The following is a 1,088-nucleotide window of genomic DNA, read 5'->3' on the forward strand; positions in this document are numbered from 1 at the left end:
CCCCGCCCCCGACATCACCCTCCCGCCCCTCCTCCCCGGCCTCCTCCCGGGCCTGGGCATCGACAGCGAGGACGACGAGTAGAACAGAACGCGCGGTTCCCCCGCCCCCTCCCCAGGGGCGCGGGGGAACCGCGCTCTTTCAGGAGCGCGGGGAACCGCGCGGTCAACCACGACCGGCCCGCGCCCGCCACCCGACCCACCGCACCGAGCTCTCCCGCGCCCGGGGCCAAAAGGGTCACCCGTTCACAACGGTTCACCCGTTCAGAAGAACACCGACCGCCGCTGCACCAGCAGCTTGTACAGCGTGTGCTGGATCTGCTCCCTGACCTGATCGGTCAGATTGAACATCAGCATCGGATCGTCCGCCGCCTCCAACGGATACCCGTCCGTCGGAATCGGCTCACCGAACTGAATCGTCCACTTCGTCGGCAGCGGAATCGCCCCCAGCGGCCCCAGCCACGGAAACGTCGGCGTCAGCGGAAAGTACGGAAAGCCCAGCACCCGCGCCAGCGTCTTCGCGTTGCCGATCATCGGGTAGATCTCCTCCGCCCCGACGATCGAGCACGGAACGATCGGGACGCCCTGCCGCAGCGCCGTCGAGACGAACCCCCCACGCCCGAACCGCTGCAACTTGTACCGCTCACCGAACGGCTTCCCGATGCCCTTGAACCCCTCCGGCATCACCCCCACCAGCTCCCCCTGCCCGAGCAGCTGCTCGGCGTCCTCCACGCACGCCAGGGTGTGCCCGAGCTTGCGGGCGAGTTCGTTGACCACGGGCAGCATGAACACCAGGTCCGCCGCGAGCAGCCGCAGATGGCGGCCGGCCGGATGGTGGTCGTGGACGGCTACCTGCATCATCAGGGCGTCCACCGGCACCGTCCCCGAGTGGTTGGCGACGATCAGCGCGCCGCCCTCCGAGGGGATGTTCCCGATGCCCTTCACCTCGACCCGGAAGTACTTCTCGTACACCGGCCGCAGCAGGGACATCAGGACCTGGTCGGTGAGCTCCTCGTCGTAGCCGAAGTCGTCGACGTCGTAGTCCCCGGTGAGCCTGCGACGCAGGAACGCCAGCCCGCTCGCGACCCGCC

The 1,088-nt window shown here is 68.9% G+C and carries 1 protein-coding gene; it reads right to left on the reverse strand.

Going from position 1 to position 1,088, the window contains the following annotated elements:
* Window positions 1-261 precede the first annotated feature (261 nt).
* Window positions 262-1,088: lysophospholipid acyltransferase family protein (locus tag B7767_RS36960; protein ID WP_085575829.1), on the reverse strand; the 827-nt coding region annotated here is incomplete at its 5' end.

Source organism: Streptomyces sp. 13-12-16, assembly GCF_002114215.1.
In the GTDB taxonomy this organism is placed as follows: domain Bacteria; phylum Actinomycetota; class Actinomycetes; order Streptomycetales; family Streptomycetaceae; genus Streptomyces.